The 8290-nt window shown below is 35.8% G+C and carries 8 protein-coding genes and 1 pseudogene; all 9 read left to right on the forward strand.

Translation table 11 applies throughout. The features are described 5' to 3' along the window. Positions 1 to 17 precede the first annotated feature (17 nt). Positions 18 to 770 carry a 3-deoxy-manno-octulosonate cytidylyltransferase gene (kdsB, locus tag CI949_RS04590; protein ID WP_133529675.1) on the forward strand — a complete coding sequence of 251 codons (753 nt, stop codon included), beginning with the start codon at positions 18 to 20 and terminating at the stop codon, positions 768 to 770. Positions 771 to 823: 53 nt separating this feature from the next. Continuing rightward, positions 824 to 1669: a 3-deoxy-8-phosphooctulonate synthase gene (gene kdsA, locus CI949_RS04595; protein ID WP_133529676.1), complete on the forward strand. Its 846-nt coding sequence runs from the start codon at positions 824 to 826 to the stop codon at positions 1667 to 1669. A gap of 15 nt (positions 1670 to 1684) precedes the next feature. Continuing rightward, a complete protein-coding gene (locus CI949_RS04600; RefSeq protein ID WP_076546065.1) occupies positions 1685 to 2674 on the forward strand; it encodes an SIS domain-containing protein in 990 nt (329 codons plus the stop codon). A gap of 43 nt (positions 2675 to 2717) precedes the next feature. Continuing rightward, positions 2718 to 3587, forward strand: a pseudogene (locus CI949_RS04605) (lysophospholipid acyltransferase family protein); the annotation flags it as partial. Positions 3588 to 3627: 40 nt separating this feature from the next. Continuing rightward, positions 3628 to 4947 carry a 3-deoxy-D-manno-octulosonic acid transferase gene (locus tag CI949_RS04610; protein WP_133529677.1) on the forward strand — a complete coding sequence of 440 codons (1320 nt, stop codon included), beginning with the start codon at positions 3628 to 3630 and terminating at the stop codon, positions 4945 to 4947. Next, on the forward strand, positions 4934 to 5989 hold the full coding sequence (gene waaF, locus CI949_RS04615; RefSeq protein WP_076546068.1) for a lipopolysaccharide heptosyltransferase II: 1056 nt from the start codon (positions 4934 to 4936) through the stop codon (positions 5987 to 5989). Before CI949_RS04610 ends, waaF (CI949_RS04615) begins: the two co-directional genes overlap by 14 nt. 65 nt (positions 5990 to 6054) lie before the next feature. Then, positions 6055 to 7116 (forward strand): lipopolysaccharide heptosyltransferase II, encoded by a 1062-nt coding sequence (gene waaF / locus CI949_RS04620; protein WP_114488864.1) that lies wholly within the window; start codon positions 6055 to 6057, stop codon positions 7114 to 7116. Next, a complete protein-coding gene (locus tag CI949_RS04625; protein WP_076546070.1) occupies positions 7117 to 8112 on the forward strand; it encodes a glycosyltransferase in 996 nt (331 codons plus the stop codon). It abuts the gene before it with no gap. Next, positions 8087 to 8290: hypothetical protein (locus CI949_RS04630; RefSeq protein ID WP_290763372.1), on the forward strand; the 204-nt coding region annotated here is incomplete at its 3' end. The genes CI949_RS04625 and CI949_RS04630, both read left to right, overlap by 26 nt.

Consider the following 8290-nt stretch of genomic DNA (forward strand, 5'->3'; position numbering starts at 1 on the left):
TTTGAGGTGGATTTGAAATGTCAAAATTAAAAACTGCTGCTCTGATACCTGCTCGCTATGCCTCTACTCGTTTTCCTGGTAAGGCGCTGGCAAAGATCAAGGGTAAAGCTATGATTGTAAGGGTTTATCAGGCAGTTGAAAAGTGTGAAATGATAGATCAGGTTTATGTGGCAACAGATGATTTGCGCATTAAAAATGCAGTTGAAACAGCAGGAGGTAAAGTTATTATGACTTCTGCCCGGCATCAGAGTGGGACTGATAGAATTGCTGAGGCAGCTGCTGAAATTGAAGCAGATTTAATTGTGAATATTCAGGGGGATGAACCTCTAATTAAAGCTGAAAGTATTGCCCGGGCTGTAGAGCCTTTTACAAAAGAAGATCAACTTAAAATGAGTACTTTGAAACGAGAAATTAGTGCTGATGAAGCCGCAAATCCAGATCTGGTTAAAGTAATAACTGATAAAGATGATTATGCAGTATACTTTTCGCGATCTCCCATTCCTTTTTATCGTAATGCCAGTGTAGATGAGCAGATCTATTATCAGCATATAGGCCTTTATGTTTATCGCAGAGATTTTCTGCTGCAGTATGCAGAGATGGAGCAAACTTTTTTAGAAAAGGCGGAGTCATTAGAACAACTTCGTGCTTTAGAGAATGGATTTAAGATTAAAGTTCTGGAAACTGATGCCAGGCTAATTGGTGTAGACAGAAGAGAAGATATCGAATTGGTCGAAAAAGAAATTGAGACTCGAAATAAAATTGAATATTAATTTGAAATTAAAAATAGAGAATTAAATTTTCTGTAAGCAGATGGAGGTAAAAAATGTTTAAAAAAGTAAAGTTAGATGATGAGATAATCTTTGGTGATCAGGAAAAACCGTTTGTGCTTTTAGCGGGCCCCTGTGCCATTGAAGAAGAGGAGAGAGTTTTAAGAATTGCAGAGGGAATTAAAGAGATCACAGATAGACTTGGTATTCCCTATGTTTTTAAATCTTCTTTTGACAAAGCTAACCGTTCTTCAATTGAATCCTACCGGGGTCCCGGACTGGAGAAGGGGTTAAGAATTTTAGAAAAAGTTAAAAAGCAGTTTGATCTTCCTGTGATTTCAGATATTCATTTACCTGAGCAGGCAGCAGCGGCAGCTGAAGTTCTCGATATTATGCAGATTCCTGCTTTTTTGTCCAGACAGACAGACATGCTGACGGCAGCCGGAAAAACAGGGAGTATAATTAATGTTAAAAAGGGACAATTTTTGGCTCCCTGGGACATAAATCAGGTTGTGGCTAAAATCGAAAGTACCGGTAATGAGCGGATTCTGTTAACAGAAAGAGGAGTTTCTTTTGGTTATAATAACTTAGTTGTTGATATGCGATCACTGCCAAGAATGCGAAAAACAGGCTACCCAGTTGTTTTTGATGCAACTCATGCTGTACAGCTTCCGGGAGGTGCAGGAGACAGTTCTGATGGAGAAAAAGAATATGTTCCCTATTTAATGAGAGCTGCTCTGGCGGCCGGAATTGATTCTTTATTTATGGAAGTTCATGATGAACCTGCGGTGGCTAAAAGTGATGGAGCAAATATGATTCCATTAGATCAGCTGGAAGGAATTTTAAAACAGGGGCTGGCAATTGATTCAGCAATGAAAAATTGTGAAGAAATAAATTTTTAAGTTAGGGTGAATAAAATGACTGTAAGCAATAGAGAAGAGAAATTTAAAACTGGACTTGCTGAAGCAAAAAATGCACTGCAGATAGAGGCAGATGCAGTTTTAAAATTAAAAAAGGAGCTTGACGGCAGTTTTAGAAAAGCAATGGAGCTGATTATAGACTCTCAGGGGAGAGTTGTTTTTTCTGGAGTTGGGAAAACAGGCCTGGTGGCCAAGAAACTGGCTGCTACTTTTTCCAGCACCGGTACTTCTGCTTTTTTTGTTCACGCTGGTGAAGCTCTTCATGGTGATCTGGGAATGATTAGAGCAGGTGATGTAGTAATTGCTGTATCTAACAGTGGTGAAACAGAAGAGGTGCTCTCCTTACTGCCTTCACTGCGTCGAATTGGTGTTACACTTATTGCCCTGACTGGAGATAGCAGTTCCACTCTGGCTGAACATGCAGATTTAGTTTTGCTGGCAGATGTAATTACAGAAGCCTGTCCCCATAATCTAGCTCCAACTGCGAGTACAACAGCTGCTCTGGCACTGGGAGATGCACTGGCAATCGCTTTATCTTCTTATTATGGTTTTACTCCGGAAGATTTTGCTCTTTATCATCCAGGTGGTTCTCTGGGAAGAAAATTGTTAACCAAGGTTAAGGATGTAATCAAAATCAGAGAGCAGAATCCTGTGGTTAAAATTGAAACTACAGTCCGAGAAGCATTATTTAGAATGACCGAGAGCCGGATGGGTTCAACTTCCATTGTTGATCAGGATGGAAAGCTTAGAGGAATAATTACTGATGGTGATATTAGACGTCTATTAGAGAAATCTGCTGATTTTATTGATCGACCGGTTAAAGATTATATGACAGTTGATCCGATTTCGATTTCACCGGATAAATTGGCAGCAGAGGCACTGCAGATTATGGAATCTAAAGAGATTAATGATCTGCCTGTTGTAGAAGCTGGAAAGCCAGTTGCTATGTTGAATTTCCAGGATCTTTTACGAGCAAAAGTTTTTTAAATTTGAATTCTGATCACAAAATTATAATGAACAAAAGAGGCTAAATATGAAGGATAAAATTAGTATTTTTTTCTACAATATTTTTAGATTTTTATTAAAAAAAATGCCACCTGCTTTCGGAAAATTTTTAGGGAAATTGATTGCCGGTCTGGCTTATTTAATTACTCCTGGTCGGCGGAAACATTCGCAGCAGAATTTGATAAGGGCACTGGGGTTGGATAAAGAGGAAGCCAGAAAAATGATTAAAAAAGTTTATAAAAATCTGGGTTATGATTTTGCTGAATTTTTGCTGGAAGATACTTTTAGCAATCAAGATGTTGAACAGATGGTTGATTTTGATGGGCTTGAGTATTTAGATCAGGCACTTGCTGAAGGAAATGGGGTTATTATTTATACAGCTCATTTAGGAAACTGGGAGCTGCTGGGAGCAGTACTGGCTCTTAAAGGTTATCAAGTGCATTCAATTGCTCAGGAACAAAATAATTCTCTTTTTAACGAAAGGATTAATCAAATTCGCCGCAATGTTGGAGTCGGAATTATTCCTAAAGGTCTGTCAATTAGAAAGGCATTTAAAGTTTTGAAAGCCAATGAGATATTGGCAATACTGGGAGATCAGCATGCACGAAGTGATGGCTGGGAACTTGAATTTTTTAATCGACCTGCTTTAACTTTTCCCGGGGCTGTTAAATTTTCTCAGAGAACGGGAGCACCAATTGTTCCTCTTTTTTTTCACCGCCAGGGATGGCTGAAACATAAACTTAAATGTTATCCACCACGCAAAATCAAGGCTGAAGCTTCGGAAGCAGAATTAAAGGCTGAACTAAAGTCGCTACTCGAGTTGACTGAAGAAGAAATAAAAAAAGAGCCGGCTGACTGGATGTGGCTGCATAAACGCTGGAAAACATATAATTAAAATTTTGAGGCTAATTTTTAGCTCAATGAGGGGGAGAAATATGTATTTTATTTATAATTTATTATTGTCTGTACTGACAGTTTTTTTACTTCCCTATTATTATTTCAAAAGCAAAAAAAGTGGAGAAAAACTTAATTTAAGAGAGCGTTTTGCTTTTTATGATCAGAATTTGGATCTTTTATTTCCGGCTCCTCAAGTTATCTGGATTCAGGCTGCTTCAGCTGGAGAAACACTTGCGGCACAAAAGTTGACGGCTGAGATTAGAGAGGAATATCCAGAGGCAAGAATTATTTTTTCGACAATGACAGCCAGTGGCAAAAACCTGGCTAAAAAGAAAATCGAGGGAGCTGATTTAATTATTTATCTTCCCTTTGATTTAAACTGGGTTGTAAAAAAAGCAGTTGGAATTTTTAAACCTGATCTATTTATTATGATTGAAACAGAACTCTGGCCTAATTTAATTAGAGCTCTGGATGATGGTGGATGTCAGATTATGCTGGTAAGTGGTCGAATAAGTGATGATTCTTTTAGCCAGTATAAATATCTGGGAACTGTTTTAGATGATATGTTAAAAAGAGTTGATCTATTCAGCATGCAGCACCAGGAAGCTGCAGAAAAAATTAAAGAGCTGGGTGCAGCAGAAGACCATATTTGTATTAATGGTAATTTAAAATATGATATTGATTTAAATCCCCCTTCGAAAGAAGAATATTTTCAAAAAACGAAGATGTTTAATATAACTGATCAGACAAAAGTTCTTATTGCAGGTAGTACCCATCAGGGAGAGGAAGAGATAATTCTCGATCTTTATCAGCAGCTTAAAACAGATTTTAAACATTTAAAGCTCTTACTGGCACCTCGCTATGTCGAAAGAAGAGAAGAAATTCTGGAGCTCTGTCGGAAAAGAGAAATAGCTGCAGCTTTATATTCGGATCTCAAACGAAATATGATTCAGCTGTCAGAAGACACGGATATTATTATTGTTGATACTATGGGCGAACTGGCACAGCTTTATTTTTATGCAGATTTAGTTTTTATTGGAGGTTCTCTAATTGACAGGGGAGGACATAATGTAATCGAAGCAGCTGCCAGGGCTAAAGTTGTGTTATTTGGTCAGAGCATGTATAATTTCAAAGAAGAAAGAGACTTTCTTTTAGAAAATGAAGTTGGATTTGAAATTGAGGATGCAGCAGATTTTTTTGAAAAGACTTACCAGCTGCTGGCCAATGACCAGTACCGAAAACAGAGAGCAGAAAAAGCAGCGGAATTAATTGATCAAAATCGTGGTGCGGTAAAAAAACAACTGCAGCTGGTGGATGTGCTGTTAAAGCAGGGAGAAGATTATTATGATAGAAAATAGGGTAGAAAAGATTTTGATTGTCAGATTGAGTGCGATCGGAGATGTTATTCATTCTTTGCCTACAGCTTATGCTTTAAGGCAAAAACATCCTAATGCTCAGATAGACTGGCTTGTTGAAGAGCAATCATATCCACTGGTTAAATTAAATCCGTATCTAGATAATGTAATTATTTTACCGCGCAAACGCTGGAAAAAATTAATTAACAAAGATTTCATAAAAGGAGTCAGATCATTCTTTTCTTTTTTTAAAAAATTAAGGGCTGAAAAATATGATATTACTTTAGATTTACAGGGCCTTTTTAAGAGTGCAATAAGTTCTTTTCTTGTAAATCCCAATTTGCGTATGGGGCCATCTGATGGGAGAGAATTAAGTACTTTATTTTATCAGGCAAAGATAGATCTTCCAGAAAAAAAGGGGCATCGTATTTATAAATATCTTCATTTTGCTGGAGCTCTTGAGGCAGAAATGAATGAGATAAACTATGGACTTAAGTTAACTCCGGTTATAAAAAGTAGAGTGAGTCGACTTTTTGAAGAAAATAAAATTGATGCGAAAAATAAAATTGTAGTTCTTAATCCTTTTACTAACTGGGAGTCTAAAAATTGGTTTTTGGAAAGTTATTTTAAGCTGGCTAATGAACTTATTAAAAAAGGATATTATGTTATATTTACAGGCAGCAGAGATGATAAGGACGCTATAGATAGTTTTGGAGCAGTTGAGCAAGATAAATATAGTAATCTGGCTGGTAAAACTGATCTGCAGGAATTAGCAGAAGTCTACAGAAGAGCAGCTTTATATATAGGTGGAGATACGGGCCCAACCCATCTTGCAGCTGCGGTTGGAATACCGGTGATAGCACTGATGGGACCTACTGATCCGGAGACTAATGGTCCTTTTGGTGAAGGCCATACAGTTATTCAGGATAATAGTCTGGAATGCATTCGCTGTTGGGACAGGCACTGCAGTCGCAATATGCAGTGTATGAAATCAATTAGTGTAGAACAGGTTTTGAGGATTGCTAAAAAGAAATTAAGTGATTAACATTAAAATGATCTGTTCAATTCCACTTTAAAATTGGATTGTATATTATACGGGGAATGGTTATTATGAAAACTAGTAAAAGAATAATAGTTATGGATCTTTTATATCTGGGTGATCTATTATTTGCCCACCCTTTTTTTGAAGGTTTGAGGAAACTTTTTCCAGAGGCCAGGATTGATCTGGTGGCAAATAGTAATTTTTCTGAGTTAATGAGAGTTAATCCAAATCTTGACCATGTTTACAGTTATAATAAGAGCTGGAGAGCTGCCAGATCATATAAATTTGCTAAAAAATTGAGAATGAATAATTATCAGCTGGGAATTAACATTCAGGGTAACTGGAGAACTGCGCTGCTTTTAAAATTAATTTCACCTGAAAAAAGTATTGGCTATGGTGGCAGGGGTAGAGGATTATTTTTAGATGAGGTAGTAGAAAAAGATAATTCTTCTCACATGATAGAATTATATCTTAAATTTTTAAATCAAATGCAGCAGAGTCAATTGCTGGCGAAGAACTTTGAAATTCAGAAACATAAATTTGATTCTAAGGAAGATTATTTTCCGGTTTTGAGAATTGATGAAACTTATAATCAGAGTGCTGCTCGAAAAATAAAGAATATTGGTCTGAGTGATAAATTTATTGTTTTAAATACCGGAGGCAGCTGGAAAACAAAACGCTGGCCCGAAGAATATTTTGCAGAAGTTGCCAATCTGCTGATTGAAAGAGGCTATAAGATTCTTTTTGTTGGTGGCCCTTCTGATACTGAAAGAGTTAGTTATATAATAAATAAAATTGAAAATAGGAACATGATTTATAATTTAAGTGGGAAAACGTCTCTGCTTGAACTTGCTGCAATTTTAAAAAGAGCCTCGCTGGTGATCAGTGGTGATACCGGACCGGTTCATGTAGCAGCTGCAGTCGGAACCAATACAGCAGCAATTTTTGGCCCTTCTGATGAAACAAAATATGCTCCCCGTGGTAAAGCTAAGAATATATTAATTAAGAATGCCGGGCTCAACTGCCGTCCCTGTGGAGAACACGAATGTCCGCTGGATCATTTTAAATGTATGCGGGAACTGAGTCCAGATCTGGTAGTGGACAGAATTGAAAATGAAGGAATGATATAATTGGAGATAGTACAAATCTGTAATGGAGATATACCTCCTAGAAAGTATGGTGGAACCCAGAGAGTAGTTGCCTGGCTAACAAAGGGTTTATTAGAATTAGGACATAAAGTGACTTTATTAATTGATGGTAAAACTTCTATAGAACATGAAAATTTAAGAGTAATAAAGTTGCCTAAATCTATCAAAAAAATTTTGAAAAAGTCAGGAGAAAATGGTGTTTATAAATATTTACCAGAAGATTATGATATTGTTCATTTCCATTATAATCCAAGTGAAGAGCCAGAATTTCCTTACGTAATAACTTTTCATTGGTTGGGTAAATCTAGAGATAAGTTTGATGATGAAATTTTAGAAAATACTATTTTTGTTAGTAATAAACATGCTCTTAATAATAATCGTTTTACATATATTCATCATGGAGTTGACCCTTTAGAATTTGATTTTAAGGAAAAGAAAAGTGATCGATTTTTATTTTTATCTAAAGTAAGTTATCCTCCTAAAAATGTTAAACTTGCTATAAAACTTGCTAAGGATATGAAATTCAACTTAGATATTGCAGGTGGTTGGAGATTTAGTATTTCAAGATATCTAAAGTTTCATGGGATGGTAGGAGGAACAAAGAAATATAATTTGTTATCAAGGAGTAAAGCAATGATTTTTCCAACTTTATGTGAAGAACCATTCGGTTTGGTCACAATAGAAGCCTTAGCGAGTGGAACTCCAGTAATCACCAGTGAAAATGGAGCTATGCCAGAAATTATAAAAAATGGCATTAATGGTTTTAGATGCACCAATTATCAAGATTATAAAAAGGCTGTAAATAAAATCTCAAAAATTAATCCAGTAGACTGCCGAAAAATTGTTGAAGAAAAATTCAATTATTTGCTGATGGCTAAAAATTATCTTGAACAGTATGAATCTGTTCTTTCAAATAATGGATTAAAGAAAAATATTGGAGGAAAAAATAGAAATGAGTATCAAAAAAACTTTAGATAATACTATCTTTTTTTTATATACTACTTTATTATTTTTGTTTACATTTTCAATTGCAATTAGAAATCTACTAATTGGATTGTTATTTATTTTTTCAGTTATAAGAATATTGGTTTATAGAGAATTTAATCTAAAAAATAATGAATTTAATTTTTATGTTCCTGTCTCTTATACACATCTC

The sequence above is a fragment of the Halanaerobium sp. genome (assembly GCF_003070835.1).

What these genes read in the sequence shown, in the direction of transcription:
- kdsA (WP_133529676.1), top strand. Translation starts at nt 824, where the DNA reads ATGTTTAAAAAAGTAAAGTTAGATGATGAGATAATCTTTGGTGATCAG.
- kdsB (WP_133529675.1), top strand. Translation starts at nt 18, where the DNA reads ATGTCAAAATTAAAAACTGCTGCTCTGATACCTGCTCGCTATGCCTCT.
- waaF (WP_114488864.1), top strand. Translation starts at nt 6,055, where the DNA reads ATGAAAACTAGTAAAAGAATAATAGTTATGGATCTTTTATATCTGGGT.
- CI949_RS04600 (WP_076546065.1), top strand. Translation starts at nt 1,685, where the DNA reads ATGACTGTAAGCAATAGAGAAGAGAAATTTAAAACTGGACTTGCTGAA.
- waaF (WP_076546068.1), top strand. Translation starts at nt 4,934, where the DNA reads ATGATAGAAAATAGGGTAGAAAAGATTTTGATTGTCAGATTGAGTGCG.
- CI949_RS04610 (WP_133529677.1), top strand. Translation starts at nt 3,628, where the DNA reads ATGTATTTTATTTATAATTTATTATTGTCTGTACTGACAGTTTTTTTA.